This window comes from Sphingomonas canadensis, from assembly GCF_026013525.1.
GTDB lineage: Bacteria > Pseudomonadota > Alphaproteobacteria > Sphingomonadales > Sphingomonadaceae > Sphingomonas > Sphingomonas canadensis.
Genome location: NZ_JAPDRA010000011.1, coordinates 133,113 through 149,286, shown reverse-complemented (window position 1 = coordinate 149,286; position 16,174 = coordinate 133,113). Strand labels below are relative to the sequence as shown.

Genomic DNA, 16,174 nt, shown 5'->3' with positions numbered 1-16,174 from the left:
CAGCGGCCGAAGCCGCTCAAACTGTGCCTCACTCAACCAAAACTCGCTCAAATCCACGCTCCTGCTGTCGCGGAGCTCGAATCACACCTGAGCCGCCAAGGGAACCCCGTTTATGGGTCCCGACCCTAAGCGGCACTTACTTCGACGGACTTGAGGAGATCGTTGTCGCTTGGATATTGGAGGAAGACGATCCGCCAACGATCGCTTATCTTCTTGAGCACATGGCCACTCAAAGCGCGAGAATGGCGCGATACGCGGAGTTTGTGGAGCAAGCATATAGAGCAGAGGCCCAAGGGTCCGCTGCGCGCTTGCGACTGGAAGCCGCTGCAAAAGGCACGCCGCTTGCGTCCAAGCTCGGCAGAATTCGTTTTATGGCTGAGGGTGCCGATTTTCTACCCTTGGGAGGTGCTGAGGTGACAAACACATTCACATTCAACGGACCAGCGACAGGGGCCTTCTCCGGTTCTGGAAACGCAGCAACGGGCGATATCAACGCCCTTTATCAGACCCAAGCACCACAAGTCGCTAGCGAGCAGCTTGCCAAGCTAATCGCGCTTCTTGATGCTGATCCCGGGGTGGATGGAGGCGCAAAAAATGATGTCGCTAAGGCATCGGAAGCGCCAACCAAGAGCACGGTCCAGAAGGTTCTCGATTGGTTCAAAGTGGTAAGCGAAGGCGGCAAACTCGCCAGCTCTACCATTGCCGCAGCGCCAACCATCATCGACACCCTGCACAAGGTTTTGCCACACCTTCCCGGCTGACAAGCTACGCTGGCCCTCAAGCGATGATCGATTTCGGCTGGGCATATCCTAGCTCTGAGCGGGATTGACGCTGCTAGGCCATCTGGCCGAACCCGCATAATACGAAATAACCGGCCGAATACAGCCGTTTACCGCGCGACGCTTTTAGACACCCTATGGGACACCCAGCCCGAATTTTCCCATAAGCTATTGAAATCGCTGGTGACCCCTACGGGACTCGAACCCGTGTTTTCGCCGTGAGAGGGCGACGTCCTAGACCGCTAGACGAAGGGGCCTTCATGCGCGGAAGGCGGGCGTTTAGGGGCAGGCGGGCGGGCCGTCAAGCGGGTGTCGGCTATGCCGCCGCCGTGCGCCGTTCGGCCATCTCTTGGTTGAGCATTTCGGCCAGCAGGAACGCCAGTTCCAGGCTCTGCGCCGCGTTCAGGCGCGGGTCGCAGTGCGTGTGATAGCGGTCCGCCAGATCATGCTCGCCGATGTCGATTCCGCCGCCGGTGCATTCGGTGACGTTCTGGCCGGTCATCTCGCAATGGATGCCGCCGGCGAAGGTGCCCTCGGCGCGATGCACGGCGAAGAATCCGCGCACCTCGGCCAGGATCCGCTCGAACGGGCGCGTCTTGTATCCGTTGGCGGCCTTCACGACGTTGCCGTGCATCGGATCGCAGCTCCAGACGACCGGATGCCCCTCCATCTTCACCGCGCGGACCAGCTTGGGCAGCCCGTCCTCGATCTTGTCGTGGCCATAGCGGGTGATCAGCGTCATCCGCCCCGGCACGCGCCCGGGGTTGAGCGTATCGAGCAGCCGCAGCAGCGCATCGGGCTCCAGGCTGGGGCCGCACTTCATCCCGATCGGATTGCCGATCCCGCGCAGGAATTCGACATGCGCCGATCGATCGAAGCGGGTGCGATCACCGATCCACAACATATGCGCGCTGGTGTCGTACCAGTCGCCGGTTAGCGAATCCTGCCGCGTCAGCGCCTGCTCATAGGGGAGCAGCAGTGCCTCGTGGCTGGTATAGAAGTCGGTGGCCTTGAGCTGGGGAACGCTGTCGGCGTCGATGCCGCAGGCGGCCATGAAGTCCAGCGCCTCGCCGATGCGATCGGCCACGTCGGCGAACTTGGCCGACCACGGGCTCTTGCCCATGAAATCGTGCGTCCATTTGTGGACCTGGTGCAGATTGGCATAGCCGCCCTGGGCAAAGGCGCGCAGCAGGTTCAGCGTCGCCGCCGACTGGGCATAGCCCTGCAGCATCCGCTGGGGATCGGGCACACGCGCCTCGGGCGTGAAGGCGATGTCGTTGACGTTGTCGCCGCGATAGCTGGGCAGGGTGACGCCATCCACGGTCTCAGTATCCGCCGATCGCGGCTTGGCGAACTGGCCCGCCATGCGGCCGACCTTCACCGTCGGCAGCTTCGACGCGAAGGTGAGCACCACCGCCATCTGGAGCAGCACGCGGAAGGTGTCGCGGATGTTGTTGGGGTGGAATTCGGCGAAGCTCTCGGCGCAGTCGCCGCCCTGGAGCAGGAAGGCCTTGCCCTCCGCCACGCGGGCCAGGTCCGCGGTCAGGTTGCGCGCCTCGCCCGCGAACACCAGCGGCGGCGATTTGGCGAGGGTGGCCGTGGCAGCGTCCAGCGCCGCGACATCGGGATAGAAGGGCATCTGGCGCTTTTCGAACGCATCGCCGCGCCAGCTCGCGGGGTCCCATGCGGCGGCATTGTCCTGCTCGCGCACCAGCACATACCAGTCCTGGTGGTGCGCGATGCCGTTGGCGGCGATCTGGTTCACCACCGTCGGCGAGGCGCGCTTGCCGTTCTCCTCCCAGCCCTGGACCGTGGTGCCCTGAGCACCGAACCAGGCGCCGAAGGCGGCGCGGGTGAGCGAACGTTCCTCGCGGAACCGGCGGATCTTGGTGCCTGCTAGCGTCGTCATAACGGCGGCGCTTTACTCGCAGAGAGTAAATTTGCGCAAGTAGGGAAATTTCCCGCAACGGGAATTTGCTCGGGAGCAGGCGATTTGAGCCGGATATGGTGCGGGCGCCGCGAGGGTTCATGCATGCTGCAACGCCGCGAGGGGAGTAATTCCGCGCTGCCGGCCGGGCACCCCGGGGCTCAATAGCCCGCGGCCAGGTCCACTTCGTTGCGCAGCGGGCGGCCCTCGGCATAGGCCCGCAGGTTCTCGACGAACAGCTCGGCGGCGCGGCGGAACATCAGCGTCTGGCTGCGCCCCGAAAGGTGCATCGAATGGATCGCGTTGGGCGCGGCCCACAGCGGGTCCTCCGGCGGCAGCGGCTCGGGCGTCACCGTGTCCAGAAAGGCACCGCCGATCCGTCCGCGTTCCAGCGCCTCCACCAGCGCCGGCTGGTCGATCAGATCGCCGCGGCCGACGTTGACGATCCACGCGCTCGTCTTCATCGCCGCCAGCTCTGTCGCGCCGATCATGTGCCGCGTTTCGGGCGTGGAAGGGGCGGAAAGCATGATCCAGTCGAATTCGCCGATCCGCGCGCGCCATTCCCCGGGGCCAAGCGTGCCCTGGGCGCCGCTGCGCGTCACCGGCACCACGGTTACGCCAAAGGCCGCCATCCGATCGCCGACCAGCCGCCCGATCGCGCCATAGCCCAGGATCAGCGCGCGCGATCCGTACAGCTCGATCTTGCCCGGGGCTTCCTGCGGCCATTCGCGCCTGTCGGCCATGCGCACCACCCGGTCAAACCGCTTGGCGGCGACCAGCGCGCCCATCACCGCATATTCGGCCACTGCAAATGCGTTGATGCCCGATCCATTGGTGATGCGCGTGCCCTGGCGGATCAGCGCGTCCTTATCGAGCAGATCCAGCCCGGCGTAGATGGTCGAAAGCCATTTCAGCTGCGGCGCGGCCGCCACGGCGCGCGCCCAGTTGCGCGGATTGTTGCTGTCCAGCCAGCCCACCTCGGCGTCCGGCGCCATCGCCAGGCATTCCTCGAACGTTGCGAACCAGCGCGCCTCCACCCCAGCGGGCAGATGCGGCTCCACCATCGGGCGCGCGAGCGCGGGCAGAGTAGCCTTGATCGCCATCGTCAGAACCAGGCGCGGCTGCCGGAGACATAGTGCCGGTCGAACTCGTCCTGGCTGCGGGTGAGGTACAGCATGCCCTCGACCAGGCCGATCAGCGCCATCGCGGCAGATGGGATGCCCGCCAGCAGGATGCCGGCGATGCTCACCGCCAGCATGGTGAGCCCGGCTGCGTTGCGGTTGAGGTAGAATTTATGGATGCCCGCCGCGCCCAGGAAGATCGCCAGCAGCGCGGCGCTGACGCGGTTCTTAGGCCCCGGCACGAACACGCGGGTCAGCGGGAAAACGGCCAGCGCATCCTTGCCCTCCGCCTCGAAATCCACGGGTTCGCCGGGCGAGGGCGGGGCGGGGACCTTCCATTCGGCGCCCGCGAAGCGATAGCGATGGCCGTCGTCCCCGCTGATATGGCCTTCGCCCGAAAGCGTGTCGAACGCCAGTATCTTGCCGCGCATCGCCCGGTCCTCCCACTTACCCCGCGAAAATGCCACGCCGCGCGGCGGCGGGGAAGGGGCATCAGAGCGCGGGTTTCCAGTCCCAGCCCAGCGGATCGCCGTCCATCACCTCGACGCCTTCGGCCGCCAGCGCGTCGCGGATCGCGTCGGATCGGGCGAAGTCCTTCGCGGCGCGGGCCTCCTTGCGTTCGGCCAGCCGCGCCTCGATCGCCTCGGCGGTCAGCGTTGCGCCGGCCGGGCGGACGCGCAGATCCTCGCGGGTGACCACGGTCAGGTTCAGCCCCAGCACCGCGTCGAACTCCACGAGCGCCGCCAGCCGGTCCTCCACGCTCGTCTTCTTGTCGGCCAGCATCTCGTCGAGCACGGGCAGCGCCCTGGGCGTGTTGAGGTCGTCCGAAACCGCCTCGTCCAGCCGCGTCAGCCAGGCTTCGGGGGCGGTGCCGGTGCCGTTCGCGCGCGCCTTCAGCGCCGCCACGGTCATCACCAGCCGCTTGAGCCGGGTCAGCGCGGCGCCGAGGTTGTCCGCGCTGAATTCTAGCTCGCTGCGATAATGCGCGCTCAGGCACATCAGGCGATAGGCGAGCGGGTGGACGCCCGTGGCCTTCAGCGCCTCCAGCGTGGCGATCGCGCCCTTGGACTTGGACATCTTGCCGGTGCGATCGACCAGGAAGTTGTTGTGCATCCAGGTTCTGGCGCCCGCATCGGCACAGCCGCAGATCGCCTGGTTCTGCGCGATCTCGTTGGGGTGGTGGACTTCGCGATGGTCGATCCCGCCGGTGTGGATGTCGAACGGCAGCCCCAGCAGCTCGCGGCTCATCACCGAGCATTCGAGGTGCCAGCCGGGAGCGCCGCGGCCCCAGGGCGAATCCCACTCCATCTGCCGCGTTTCCCCGGCCGGGGTCTTGCGCCAGATCGCGAAGTCCTGCGGGTGGCGCTTGCCCTCCACCGGGTCGATGCGGCCCTCGCCGGCATCGTCCTGCCCGCCCGCCAGCCGGCCATAGCCCTGCACGGTCGCGGTATCGAAATAGAGGCCGCTCTCCAGCGTGTAGCAATGTTCCGGGGCGATCGCCTTGGCGAAGGCGATCATCTTCTCAACATATTCGGTGGCGCGCGGCAGGTGATCGGGGGTGCGGATGTTCAGGTCCGCCAGGTTGCGCAGGAACACTTCGGTATGGCGCCGGGCGACGTCCCAGGCGCTCAGCGCTTCGGCGCGCGCGGCCTTCTCCATCTTGTCGTCGCCCGAATCGGCGTCCGAGGTCAGATGGCCCACATCGGTGATGTTGATGACATGGGTGAGCGCATAGCCCTTCCACCGCAGCACGCGGCTCAGCGTGTCGGTGAAGACATAGGCGCGCAGGTTGCCCAGGTGCGGATCGGAATAGACCGTCGGCCCGCAGGAATAGATGCGCACGCCCTTGGCGGGATCGATCGGCGCGAACGGCTCGGTGGCGCGGGTCAGCGAATTATAGAGGGTGAGGGGCGCGTCGTGCATGGCGCCGGGCCATAGCGGCTGCGCGGCGCCGGGGAAATGCGAAGTTGCGCCGCGCACGCCCCTGCGCGGCGCCTTCGCGGGATCAGGCCGCGAGCTGCTCCGGAACGCGCACGCCGCGCGCGCGGATCACGCCCACGCCCTGCGATCCGCCCGCGACCAGCGGCAGCGCGGTGCCGCAGAACGCGCACTCCGCGGTCATGCGGCCGATCATCCAGTGCGACTGTCCGCAGCCCGGGCAGTGGTTCGCCTCCTGCTGGCGATACGCCACCCGATAGCCCGTGAGGGCCTGCCGAATGCCGAAATCGTACATCGTTTCACTCCTGACATTTCGGGCTTGTAACGTGCCCTATTCCGACTTTGTTCCACCGGTCAGCTAAACCTCAGATGAATTTCTGGCGGTGAAGCGTGCTTTTCCATCGATGAGTTGCAGGAAAGCCACAGATTTGGGGGAAGGGGCGCCGCAAGGAGAGGGCGCACGAACAACCAATGCGCGGCCCAACGAAAGGTTCCGCGGTATGGCGGCGGCTCATATGTTGCGAGGAGATGGAGGCCCGAGCCGGAATCGAACCGGCGTATACGGATTTGCAGTCCGCTGCGTCACCACTCCGCCATCGGGCCTCTGGAGTGAGCGCGCGAAATGCGCAGGCACATGCGCCGCTGTCAACACGCCTTTCGAAAAAGCGTCTTCCCTCGCTTGGCGTTCGCGCTGCACCGCGATACAAGCGCGGCGGCAGCAACAAGTGTATTGCACGACTAATACGGTTGTGCGAAAAAGCGGAGTGATGATGGCCCTTTCGGTCCAGACTGCGCCGGCGCCGGCCGGGCGCTTCGAGGCGATGCGCCGCGCGATGGTGTCCAGCCAGTTGCGCACCAATGCGGTGAACGATGCGCGCGTGGTGGCGGCGATGGCCGATGTTCCGCGCGAGGAATATCTGCCGGAGGAGGCGCGTGCGATCGCCTATCGCGACACGCTGCTGCCGCTGCCCGGCGGCCGCAGCCACAATTCGCCGCTCGCCACGGGCCGGCTGATCACCGAGGCGCGCGTGGGCGCGGGCGATCGCGTGCTGCTGGTCGGCGCCGCGGGGGGCTATTCCGCGGCGGTGCTGGCGAAGCTGGGCGCGGCGGTGACCGCGCTGGAAGAAGACGCCGGGCTCGTCGCGCTGGCGCGCCAGGCGCTGGAAGGCCAGGCCGGGGTGGAAGTAGCCGAAGGGCCGCTCGCCGCGGGCTGGGCTGCCGGGGCGCCCTATGACGTGCTGATGATCGATGGCGCGGTCGAGGCGATTCCCGATGCGCTGCTGGCGCAGTTGAGGCCGGGCGCGCGCGTCGTGGCCGGCGTGGTCGATCGCGGCGTCACCCGCCTCGCTTCCGGGCGCAAGACCGAAGGGGGGTTCGGCCTCGTCCATTTCGCCGATCTGGAGGCCGCGCGGCTTCCCGGCTTCGCCAAACCCGTGACCTTCACCTTCTGAAAGTAGGCTCCATGCGATTCCCCCTCCTGCTTCTCGGCGCAAGCCTGACCGTTCTCGCGGCGCCGCTGGCCGCGCAGGAGGCCCCGCCCGCTGCGGAGGCGCCGGCGGTCACGGTCGGCGACCTGCGCAGCGCGCTGGTGATGGCCTATAACACCAACCCGGACCTTCAGGGCGAGCGCGCCAGCCTGCGCGCCACCGACGAGGGCGTGCCGCTCGCGCGGTCGCAGGGGCTGCCGAGCGTGAACGCCACCGGCGGCGTCCAGCAGAGCATCTACGATACCGATCAGGGCATCGGGCCGACGCGCCAGGGCACGCTGGGCGCGAATGTGTCGCTGCCGGTCTATGCCGGCGGATCGGTGCGCAATTCGGTGCGCGCGGCGGAGACGCGGATCGAGGCGGGGCGCTCGTCGCTGCGTTCGGTCGAGGCGGATGTCTTCACCCAGGTCGTCACCGTCTATGTCGATGTGCTGCGCGACCAGGCGATCGTCCAGCTCAACCAGCAGAATGTGAAGGCGCTGAGCGTCAACCTCCAGGCGACGCGCGACCGGTTCGAGGTGGGCGACCTGACCCGCACCGACGTCGCCCAGTCCGAGGCGCGGCTGGCGCAGGCCGAGGGGCAGCTCCGCCTTGCCGAGGCGCGGCTGATCGCCAGCCGCGAGAATTTCATCCGCGTCGTGGGCGCGCCCCCGGCCGATCTGTCCGCGCCGCCGCCGCTGCCCAACCTGCCGGGCGACGTGGGCGTTGCGGTGGATACCGCGCTGGCCAGCAATCCCGCGCTCGAAGCCGTGAAGAAGCAGCGCGACGCATCGGGGATCGACGTGGACGTGGCGCGCGCGGGCCGGCTGCCGCGCGTCAGCGTGGGGGTGGGCACCACCTATTACAACAACCTCGGCTCGCTGAGTAACACGGCGCTGCTGGCGGGGCTGGAGAAGGACGGCGTCGCCGCCACCGCCTCGGTCAACCTCACGATGCCGCTGTTCCAGGGCGGCCGTCCCGCCGCGCAGGTACGCCAGGCGCAGGCGCGCGAATCGGCCTCGATCGAGCTGGTGACGCTCACCGAGCGCGGCGTGGTGGCCCAGGCGCGTTCGGCCTTCGCGACCTATCAGGCCACGCTGCGGGTGATCGAATCGTCGCGTGCCGCGGTGGACGCCAACCGGCTGAGCCTGGAGGGCGTGCGCGCCGAGAACAGCGTGGGCACGCGCACCATCCTCGACATCCTGAACGCCGAGCAGGAGCTGCTGAGCGCCCAGGTGACCTATGTCACCGCCGAGCGGGACGCCTATCTGGCCGGTTTCACGCTGCTCAACGCGATGGGCAAGGCCAATGCCGGCGATCTCTCGCTCGATGGCGGCGCGCTCTATGATCCGACCGCCAACTATCGCAGCGTGCGCGGCAGCATCTCCGACTGGAGCGACGGTCCGGAGCCTGCTCCGGTGGGTACCCGCACGGTGGGAACGCCCGCCCAGAACTCGTCCGTCGAGGGCTCGCTTGACCCGCTTCTCGGCCGCCCGGTTGACAGCACCGGTATAAATCCGTGATTGAGGCTCCGTAACGGGGCAGTAAAAGGCTAAGTCATGGGAGACATCAGCACCGAGCCTTCCATGGAGGAGATCCTCTCCTCGATCAAACGCATCATCGCCGAAGAGGGCGATGCGGCGGTGGCTTCGCGCGCCCGCCGCGCGCCGCCGCCTGGGCGGCCGGTGCCCGCTTCGCTGCGTACCGTGCCGGATCCCGCCGGCAACGACGATGAGGTGCTGGAGCTGAGCGATCCCGTGGCGGATGCCGCGGCGGCCGTCACGCCCGCCCCGATGCCGATCGGCGCGCCCGATACGCCCCGCCAGCCGGTGGCGGCCCAGCCCATGCAGCAGCCCGAACAGATCCTGTCGCCCGTCACCGCGGAGGCCACGCGCGGCCGCCTGGAAGCGCTTTCGCGCATGGTGGTGAAGCCTGAGGCTGCGGCCCCCGCCGCCGCGGACAACACGCTGGAGGGGATGGTGCGCGAGCTGCTCCGCCCGATGCTGCGCGAATGGCTCGACGCCAATCTGCCCCGCCTGGTGGACGAGATGGTAGCGCGCGAGATCGCGCGGATCACCGGGCGCTGATCGCCCGATAGCCGGTCCTCGCGGTCGCAATGCCGGGCTCCCATATCGGGGGCGCGCGCATAACCGCTTGTCCCTTCCCGGAATATCGCGCTAGGCGCCCCGCACCATGACCGAGCTTCCCAAGACCTTCGACCCCGCCGAGATCGAATCCCGCTGGTATGCCCATTGGGAGGCGAACGGCCTGTTCGCCCCCGAGCGCCCCGGCGCGGACCCGTGGACGCTGGTGAACCCGCCGCCCAACGTGACCGGCAGCCTGCACATCGGCCATGCGCTGGACAACACGTTGCAGGACATCCTGGTCCGCCACGCCCGTCTCCAGGGCAAGGATGCGCGCTGGGTGGTGGGCATGGACCATGCCGGCATCGCCACCCAGATGGTGGTCGAGCGCCAGCTCAACGAACGGCAGGACAAGCGGACCAACTATACGCGCGAGCAGTTCGTCGATCTCGTGTGGAAGTGGAAGGCGGAGAGCGGCGGCGCGATCACCGGCCAGCTTCGCCGCCTGGGCTGTTCGATGGACTGGGCGAACGAACGCTTCACGATGGACCCGGGCTTTTCGAAGGCCGTGCTCAAGGTGTTCGTCGATCTCTACAACCAGGGCCTGCTCTATCGCGACAAGCGGCTGGTGAACTGGGACCCGGGCCTGGGCACCGCGATCAGCGACCTTGAGGTCGAGACGCGCGAGGTGAAGGGCGGCTTCTGGCACTTCCGCTATCCGCTGGCCGATGGATCGGGCTTTATCCAGGTCGCGACGACGCGGCCGGAAACGATGCTGGCCGACATGGCCGTGGCGGTGAACCCGGAGGACGAACGCTATCAGACGCTGATCGGCCGCCAGGTGCGCCTGCCGATCACCGGCCGCCTGATCCCGATCGTCGCCGACGAACATGCCGATCCCGCGCTGGGCAGCGGCGCGGTGAAGATCACGCCGGGGCATGACTTCAACGATTTCGAGGTGGGCAAGCGCGCGGGGATCGAGGCGCGCGACATGCTCAACATGCTCGATGCCAAGGCGGCGGTCTGCCAGACGGCGGACGGGCTGATCCCGGCGGAGCTGATCGGGCTCGACCGGTTTGAGGCGCGCGCGGCGGTGGTCGCGCGGCTGAAGGACGAGGGCTTCCTGGTCCCGCACATCGACAAGGACGGCAACGAGCACGACGTCGAGCCGCGCACGATCCAGACGCCGTTCGGCGATCGTTCGGGCGTGGTGATCGAGCCGTGGCTGACTGACCAATGGTATGTCGATGCCGCCACGCTGGCCAAGCCAGCGATCGAGGCCGTGCGATCGGGCGCGACCAAGATCGTCCCGAAGACGTGGGAAAAGACGTACTTCAACTGGATGGAGAACATCCAGCCGTGGTGCGTCTCGCGCCAATTGTGGTGGGGGCATCGGATTCCGGTTTGGTATGGCCCTGGTCCAGCGGTTGGAGCAACGTACAATCTCGACGCCCCGAAGCACTTTGTCGCTGAGACGGAAGAGGAGGCCTTGCGGGCCGCACGCGAGTATTATGGGGTCGACGAACTCACGGTGGTTGAAGATGCGCGGCGGGCATATCACCATACAATAACGTACCAGACGAGCATTCCTATCTGGCGCGATCCCGACGTCCTCGACACCTGGTTCTCCTCCGCGCTCTGGCCCTTCGCGACGATGGGGTGGCCGGATGCGGACAGCCCGACGCTGCACGGCCGCTATCCCAATGATGTGCTGATCTCCGGCTTCGACATCCTGTTCTTCTGGGACGCGCGGATGATGATGCAGGGCATCCACTTCATGGGCGAGCAGGGCAAGCGCCCGCTGCCCGAAAGCGTGCCGTTCAAGACGCTCTATCTCCACGGGCTGGTGCGCGCCGCCGATGGCGCCAAGATGTCGAAGTCGAAGGGCAACACGGTCGATCCGCTGGGCCTGATCGACAAATATGGTGCCGATGCGCTGCGCTTCTTCATGGCAGCGATGGAAAGTCAGGGCCGCGACATCAAGATGAGCGAGCCCCGGATCGAGGGCTATCGCAACTTCGCGACAAAGCTGTGGAATGCGGCGCGCTTCTGCCAATCGAACGGCATCGGCGCGAGCGCGCATCTGGAGCCGCCCGCGGCCACGCTGGCGGTGAACCGCTGGATCGTCGCGGAGACGGTGAAGACGGTGCAGGAGCTGGACATCGCGCTCGCCGCGCTGCGCTTCGACGATGCCGCCAACACCCTCTACCAGTTCGTGTGGAGCCGTTTCTGCGACTGGTATCTGGAGCTGATCAAGCCCGTCCTCCAGGGCGAGGGCGTCGAGGGCGCGGACGAAACCCGCGCGGTCGCGGGATGGGCGCTCGACCAGATACTGGTGATGCTCCACCCGTTCATGCCCTTCATCACCGAGGAGCTGTGGTCGAAGATGGGGCCGCGCGATCACGAGCTGATCGTCGCGAAATGGCCGATGGCCGATGCCCGCGCGCTCGATCCGGAGGCGGCGCAGGAGATCGACTGGCTGATCCGGCTGGTGAGCGAGATCCGCACCGCGCGGACCGAGCTGAACGTGCCGCCCTCCGCGCGCCTGCCGCTGCACGTCGCGGAGGCTTCGGAGGGCACGCGCGCCCGGCTGGCCCGGCAGCAGGCGGCGCTCGGCCGGCTGGCGCGTGTGGATCAGGCGGACGGGGCGGCGCCCGCGGGCGGATCGCTCCAGATCGTGGTGGACGAGGCCACTTTCGTCCTGCCGCTCGGCGATATCGTCGACCTGGAGGCCGAGCGTGCCCGCCTGGCGAAGGCGATCGCCGCGGCGGAGAAGGAGCGCGACGGCCTGGCGGGGCGGCTCGCCAACCCGAGCTTCGTCGAACGCGCCAAGCCCGAGGCGGTGGAAAAGGCGCGTGCCGACCATGCCGAAAAGGCCGCCGAGGCCGAACGGCTGGGCGCGGCGCTGGCACGGCTGGGATAGGCGGCGCCGCCGGTCGCCGCGCCGGGTTCCTGGGTCCTGAATTCCGGAGACTGGCGCCGCGATCCAGCGGAGGGCCGGGTTTGTCCGATTCCGGTCCGGTAATTCCGTGGTTAACCGTCTTTGTTAAGCACCTTCTGCGCTTCTGGGCTGCACTGCCCGTCCCTAGATGGGGTGGGGGCCGTCGATGGGCCTCGGATAGAGGAAGCGAGTGATGAAGTTGCCGATGTTCACCAAACGCCACGCGATCCTGTTCGCCGGTGCGGCGTTGCTGGCCATGCCGGCATCGGCCGGGCCGCTGGTGATGAACACGGATGCGCTGCGCACCTGGAACCTGGTGGTGCTGGGTGATCTGGAATCCTCGTCCGAGGTGGAAGGGCGCACCTTCGTCGGCGGCAATCTGAACGGCAATTCGTCGAACTATCAGATCGGCACCCCCACGCCGGCGGCCAACGAGACGCCGGGCCTGATCGTGGTCGGCGATGTGAACGGCGGCACCAAGAACCTGAACAACGGCTCCGGTGCGATCGTGGGCGGCAATGTGAACAGCGGGTTCAACCTCAACGGCCCGGCGCAGACCGTTCAGGTGGGCGGCACGATTTCCAACACCAATGTGAACCAGAACACGGTCAATTCGAGCGTGGCTTCGTCCAACCCGAATTTCCGGCCCGAGCTGGAGATGCAGAAGAACGTCCTGACCAGCAGCCTGACCGATCTGTCGAACACGCTGTCCGGGCTGGATTCCAACAGCACCGTCTCTTTCAACGGCAATCGCGCGACGTTCAATGCGGCGCCGGACGCCAACGGCCTGGCGGTGTTCAACCTGACCGCCGCGCAGCTCGACCAGATCGGGGAGATCCAGTTCAACCTGAACGGGGCGGATACCGCGATCGTCAACGTCGCCGGGGCCAATGTGAACCTGAACGACAATTTCCTGGGCGGCACGGCCAATCTGGGCGAGCATGTGATCTGGAACTTCAACGACGCGAAGACGCTGAACCTCACCACCGCCTGGGGCGGATCGGTACTGGCGCCGGGCGCGGCGGCGACGACCAGCAACTATGTTCAGGGATCGGCCGTGTTCGGCAGCCTGGTGCAGAATGGCGAGATGCACCTGGGCACCTATACGGGCAGCTACAATCCGCCGGCGAACGGCGGGGGCGGGGAATCGCCGGTGCCGGTGCCGGAGGCGCCGCCGCTCACGCTGTTCCTGCTCGGTGCCGCGGGGCTGATGCTGGGCCTGCGCATCCACCGCCGGCGCGCGGCGGCGAACTGAGCCGCGGCGAGCCGGGGAGGGCGCCTCCCTTGCGGGGACGGTGAAATCGTCCCAATACCCGCGCCATGTCTCATTATCCCGCGCTCCGCCTTCGCCGCACCCGCTCCGCGCCGTGGAGCCGGCGGATGCACGCCGAGACGGTGCTGACCCCCGCCGACCTGATCTGGCCGCTGTTCGTCACCGATGGCGACGCGGAGGAGCCGGTCGGCGCGCTGCCGGGCGTATCGCGCTGGCCGGTGCGGCAGATCGCGGAGCGGGCGAAGGAGGCTGCGGCGCTGGGCATTCCCTGCGTCGCGCTGTTCCCCAATACGCCGCACGCGCTGCGCAGCGACGACGGGCGCGAGGCGTTCAATCCGGACAATCTGATGTGCCGCGCGATCCGCGCGATCAAGGATACGGGCGCGGATGTGGGCGTGCTCACCGATGTCGCGCTCGATCCCTACACCAGCCATGGCCATGACGGGCTGGTCGATGCTGCCGGCTATGTGCTGAACGACGAGACGGCCGAGGTGCTGGCCCGCCAGGCGCTGGTCCAGGCCGAGGCGGGATCGGACATCGTCGCCCCCAGCGACATGATGGACGGCCGCATCGGCCTGATCCGCGAGGCGCTGGAAGAGGAGGGGCACGTCAATGTCCAGATCATGGCCTATTCGGCGAAGTACGCCAGCGCCTTCTATGGCCCGTTCCGCGACGCGGTGGGCAGCCGCGGGCTGCTGAAGGGCGACAAGAAGACCTATCAGATGGACCCCGCCAACAGCGAGGAGGCGCTGCGCGAGGTCGCGCTCGACATCGAGGAGGGCGCGGACAGCGTGATGGTGAAGCCCGGGCTGCCCTATCTCGACATCGTCCGCCGCGTGAAGGACGAGTTCGAAGTGCCGGTGTTCGCCTATCAGGTCAGCGGCGAATATGCGATGATCGAGGCTGCCGCCGCCGCGGGCGTGGGCGATCGCGAGGCGCTGGTGCTGGAGACACTGATGGCGTTCAAGCGCGCGGGCTGCTCGGGCGTGCTCACCTATCATGCGCCGCTGGCGGCGAAGCTGCTGGGCGCATGATCGTCACCGAACGGCTGGTGCTGCGCCTGCCGGAGCCGCGCGATCATCCGGCGCTGCTCGGCATGTGGGCCGATCCTGAGGTGATGGCCGAGCTCGGCCCGGTGAAGGACGAAGCCGCGGGCATGGCCGTGCTGGCGAAGCACGACGCCTATCGCCACGAGGGGCTGGGTTTCTGGACCGTGGAGCGGCGCGCGGACGGCGCGGTGATCGGCTTTTGCGGCCTGAAGCGCGGCGACGCGGACAACCCGATCGCGGGCGAGGTGGAGGCCGGCTGGATCGTCGACCGGCCCTATTGGCGGATGGGCTATGCCTATGAGGCGATGGTGGCCAGCCTGGCCTGGGGCTGGGCGAACCTGGATGCGCCGCGGATCGTGGCCATCACCGCCGCGATCAACCGCAAGAGCCAGGCGCTGATGGAGAAGCTGGGCATGGTCCGGCTGGCGGACGGCGACTATCTCCACCCGCGCTTCCCGGACGATAGCCCGCTGAGGCCCACCGTCACCTATGCGATCGCGAGGCCCGCGTGATCGAGACCGCGCGCCTGCGGCTGCGGCCGTGGCGGGAGGCAGACAAGCCCGGGTTCCATGCGCTGGTGAACACGCCGCGCATGATGGAGCATTTCGGCGGCCCCGCGCCGCGCGCCCGGCACGACCTGATCCTCGATCGCCAGATGGCGCAGCAGGCGCGCCACGGCCATTGCATGTGGGCGGTGGAGATCGCGGCCACGGGCGAACTCGCGGGCATCTGCGGCCTGCGCATCGGCGGCCATCCGGGGACGCCGGTTCCCGAGGAGCTGGAGATCGGCTGGCGCATCGGCGAGGCCTGGTGGGGACAGGGCATCGCGCGCGAGGCGGCGCAGGCCAGCCTCGGCTGGGGATGGGCCAACACCGCCTGGCCGCGCATCGCCGCATGGACGGTGACCGGGAACCGGCGCTCCTGGGGCCTGATGGAGCGGATCGGCATGCGCCGCCGCGCCGACCTGGATTTCCGCCACCCCGATTTCGCGCCCGGCGATCCCTTCGGCGCGATGATAGTCTATACGATAGAGAGGCCCTGATGATCGAGACCGACCGGATTATCCTGCGGAAATGGCGCCCCGCGGACCTGGACCCCTTTGCGGCGATGTGCGCCGACCCGCGCGTGATGGCTACGCTGGGGCCGGTGATGACGCGCGACGAGACCGCCGCGCTGATCGCCCGGGTGGAAGATATCGGCAACCGCTATGGCATGACCTTCTGGGCGATGGAGCAGCGGGCCGACGGCACGTTCCTGGGCTGGTGCGGGCTCAAGCCCGGCGCGGCGGGCACCCCCATCGAGCAGGACATGGAGATCGGGTGGCGCCTGCGGTACGAGGTATGGGGCAGGGGCTACGCGCGCGAAGCGGCCCAGGCATCGCTGCGCTGGGCCTGGGACAACACCGGCACCGCAAGCGTGGCCGCGATAACCACGCCGGGCAACAAGCGGAGCTGGGGGCTGATGGAGCGGCTGAACATGGATCGCGCGCACGGCCAGGATTTCGACCATCCCGATGTTCCCGACGGCAGCCCGCTGAAGCGCCACATCACCTATCGCATCCTGCGGCCCTGACGCAGTGCGTCCAGTGGCGGAGCA

Annotated in this window: 15 protein-coding genes and 2 tRNA genes; 10 read left to right on the top strand and 7 right to left on the bottom strand. The window is 67.7% G+C overall.

Annotated elements, in window-relative coordinates:
- Nucleotides 1-176 precede the first annotated feature (176 nt).
- Nucleotides 177-761, top strand: coding sequence for a hypothetical protein (locus tag OM513_RS18410; protein WP_264946231.1), 585 nt, complete (start codon nucleotides 177-179; stop codon nucleotides 759-761).
- A gap of 199 nt (nucleotides 762-960) precedes the next feature.
- On the opposite strand, the gene OM513_RS18405 is transcribed toward OM513_RS18410, so the two are convergent.
- The 7 genes from OM513_RS18405 to OM513_RS18375 all read right to left on the bottom strand — a co-directional run bounded on the left by OM513_RS18405 (nucleotide 961) and on the right by OM513_RS18375 (nucleotide 6,368).
- Nucleotides 961-1,036, bottom strand: a tRNA-Glu gene (locus tag OM513_RS18405).
- 59 nt (nucleotides 1,037-1,095) lie between these two features.
- Nucleotides 1,096-2,688, bottom strand: a complete 1,593-nt coding sequence (locus OM513_RS18400; protein ID WP_264946230.1) for a class II 3-deoxy-7-phosphoheptulonate synthase — start codon at nucleotides 2,686-2,688, stop codon at nucleotides 1,096-1,098.
- Between the two features lie 179 nt (nucleotides 2,689-2,867).
- Nucleotides 2,868-3,803 carry an NAD(P)-dependent oxidoreductase gene (locus OM513_RS18395; RefSeq protein WP_264946237.1) on the bottom strand — a complete coding sequence of 312 codons (936 nt, stop codon included), beginning with the start codon at nucleotides 3,801-3,803 and terminating at the stop codon, nucleotides 2,868-2,870.
- An 8-nt stretch (nucleotides 3,804-3,811) separates the two neighbouring features.
- On the bottom strand, nucleotides 3,812-4,258 hold the full coding sequence (locus OM513_RS18390; protein WP_264946229.1) for a TM2 domain-containing protein: 447 nt from the start codon (nucleotides 4,256-4,258) through the stop codon (nucleotides 3,812-3,814).
- Between the two features lie 61 nt (nucleotides 4,259-4,319).
- The gene (cysS, locus tag OM513_RS18385; protein ID WP_264946228.1) at nucleotides 4,320-5,750 is read right to left on the bottom strand and encodes a cysteine--tRNA ligase; all 1,431 of its coding nucleotides are present in this window, start codon (nucleotides 5,748-5,750) and stop codon (nucleotides 4,320-4,322) included.
- An 82-nt stretch (nucleotides 5,751-5,832) separates the two neighbouring features.
- Nucleotides 5,833-6,060, bottom strand: a complete 228-nt coding sequence (locus OM513_RS18380; RefSeq protein WP_264946227.1) for a hypothetical protein — start codon at nucleotides 6,058-6,060, stop codon at nucleotides 5,833-5,835.
- A 234-nt stretch (nucleotides 6,061-6,294) separates the two neighbouring features.
- Nucleotides 6,295-6,368: transfer RNA gene (locus OM513_RS18375), tRNA-Cys, on the bottom strand.
- A 164-nt stretch (nucleotides 6,369-6,532) separates the two neighbouring features.
- On the opposite strand from OM513_RS18375, the gene OM513_RS18370 reads away from it, so the two are divergent.
- The 9 genes from OM513_RS18370 (at nucleotide 6,533) to OM513_RS18330 (ending at nucleotide 16,150) form a co-directional block, all read left to right on the top strand.
- Entirely contained in the window at nucleotides 6,533-7,216 is a 684-nt protein-coding gene (locus OM513_RS18370) for a protein-L-isoaspartate O-methyltransferase family protein (protein WP_264946226.1), read from the top strand.
- Between the two features lie 11 nt (nucleotides 7,217-7,227).
- Entirely contained in the window at nucleotides 7,228-8,754 is a 1,527-nt protein-coding gene (locus OM513_RS18365; protein WP_264946225.1) for a TolC family outer membrane protein, read from the top strand.
- Nucleotides 8,755-8,790: 36 nt separating this feature from the next.
- On the top strand, nucleotides 8,791-9,318 hold the full coding sequence (locus tag OM513_RS18360; protein ID WP_264946224.1) for a DUF2497 domain-containing protein: 528 nt from the start codon (nucleotides 8,791-8,793) through the stop codon (nucleotides 9,316-9,318).
- 106 nt (nucleotides 9,319-9,424) lie between these two features.
- Nucleotides 9,425-12,238 (top strand): valine--tRNA ligase, encoded by a 2,814-nt coding sequence (locus tag OM513_RS18355; protein WP_264946223.1) that lies wholly within the window; start codon nucleotides 9,425-9,427, stop codon nucleotides 12,236-12,238.
- Nucleotides 12,239-12,449: 211 nt separating this feature from the next.
- Entirely contained in the window at nucleotides 12,450-13,511 is a 1,062-nt protein-coding gene (locus OM513_RS18350; RefSeq protein ID WP_264946222.1) for a choice-of-anchor A family protein, read from the top strand.
- A gap of 65 nt (nucleotides 13,512-13,576) precedes the next feature.
- Complete coding sequence (gene hemB, locus OM513_RS18345; RefSeq protein ID WP_264946221.1) at nucleotides 13,577-14,563, top strand: porphobilinogen synthase; 987 nt, start codon at nucleotides 13,577-13,579, stop codon at nucleotides 14,561-14,563.
- Nucleotides 14,560-15,090 carry a GNAT family N-acetyltransferase gene (locus OM513_RS18340; RefSeq protein ID WP_264946220.1) on the top strand — a complete coding sequence of 177 codons (531 nt, stop codon included), beginning with the start codon at nucleotides 14,560-14,562 and terminating at the stop codon, nucleotides 15,088-15,090. The genes hemB and OM513_RS18340 overlap by 4 nt, the downstream gene beginning before the upstream one ends.
- A complete protein-coding gene (locus OM513_RS18335) occupies nucleotides 15,087-15,620 on the top strand; it encodes a GNAT family N-acetyltransferase (protein WP_264946219.1) in 534 nt (177 codons plus the stop codon). The genes OM513_RS18340 and OM513_RS18335 overlap by 4 nt, the downstream gene beginning before the upstream one ends.
- Nucleotides 15,620-16,150 (top strand): GNAT family N-acetyltransferase, encoded by a 531-nt coding sequence (locus OM513_RS18330; RefSeq protein ID WP_264946218.1) that lies wholly within the window; start codon nucleotides 15,620-15,622, stop codon nucleotides 16,148-16,150. The genes OM513_RS18335 and OM513_RS18330 overlap by 1 nt, the downstream gene beginning before the upstream one ends.
- The last annotated feature ends 24 nt before the right edge of the window (nucleotides 16,151-16,174 follow it).